The organism is Vibrio sp. 1641 (genome assembly GCF_033339995.1).
In the GTDB taxonomy this organism is placed as follows: domain Bacteria; phylum Pseudomonadota; class Gammaproteobacteria; order Enterobacterales; family Vibrionaceae; genus Vibrio; species Vibrio alginolyticus.
In genome coordinates this window covers 1-819 of the sequence record NZ_JAWOVP010000104.1, presented here as the reverse complement: position 1 = coordinate 819, position 819 = coordinate 1, and the positions used below count along the sequence as shown (strand labels likewise).

1 protein-coding gene and 1 pseudogene are annotated in these 819 nt (G+C 42.1%); one reads left to right on the top strand and one right to left on the bottom strand.

The annotated features are described in order from the left end of the window. The first annotated feature begins 321 nt into the window (after positions 1–321). The gene (locus R7Z47_RS24440; RefSeq protein WP_005464900.1) at positions 322–573 is read left to right on the top strand and encodes a DUF3081 domain-containing protein; all 252 of its coding nucleotides are present in this window, start codon (positions 322–324) and stop codon (positions 571–573) included. Positions 574–724: 151 nt separating this feature from the next. Here the strand turns inward: R7Z47_RS24440 and R7Z47_RS24435 are convergent. Next, a pseudogene (locus tag R7Z47_RS24435) lies at positions 725–819 on the bottom strand (DUF413 domain-containing protein); the annotation flags it as partial.

Here is an 819-nt window from a genome sequence, read left to right as displayed (position 1 = left end):
AATGGCGAACTGCTATTGTTTTAGGTCAAAATTTTGCTTTTTCTTTAACCAATGTTGCCTTTTGCAACCAGTTTTACGTTTGCTTTACGCTAAATTGTTAACTTGTGAGCGTTTTTTGGTCACTTGAGTTCATTGATAGATGCGTAAAATTTATGGCTTGAATTAAGTTATAAAGTAAACATCAAGCGTCGATGTTCTGGGTTTATTGGATGGTAAGTGGCGGAAAAAATTCAAATATTTTGATCTCACTCAACCTCGTACATGGCAGGTAAATCATTCCTTAACCATAATTACAGCGTGTGAACAGGTAGGGATATCACTATGAAAAACGAATTGGATCCAAGCAAAGTGCTACAAGCGTACGAAAACGTCATGAACAACGGTTCGCCAACGGAGTTCGGTAAGATCTATGAAGGTGTGGAGGCGTTCTCGGATTACGATGGTTACAACGTCTTTTTAAGAGGCAACGGCGTGGAGCTGAAAGTGGGTTTCCACAACACGTATCACCTAGAGTACGAGCAGGAGCACTTAAAAGAAACGTTTTTGAAAAAGATTGCGATGCTGGCGAAATAGGTCGACATTTCCCATGCACCAAAAGCGCAGATATTAAAAAAGCCCTCGGGAGAACGCGCCCTTGGGCTTTAGGAGAAGAAATGGGTCAGAAGCGTTCACTCACACCGAATGATGAACGTTTGTTGAACATCTGACGTTTGGTTATTTCTTATTAATCGTCTTCAGCCAAACTCTCTTCTGCATAGTCGTCAGCCGCATCTGGTTTGTTGCGACCGTTTAGCGTATGGAAGCGCTTACGACCACGAG

Excerpts from the sequence above, each read along its gene's own strand:
- R7Z47_RS24440 (WP_005464900.1), top strand. The coding sequence starts at position 322 with ATGAAAAACGAATTGGATCCAAGCAAAGTGCTACAAGCGTACGAAAAC.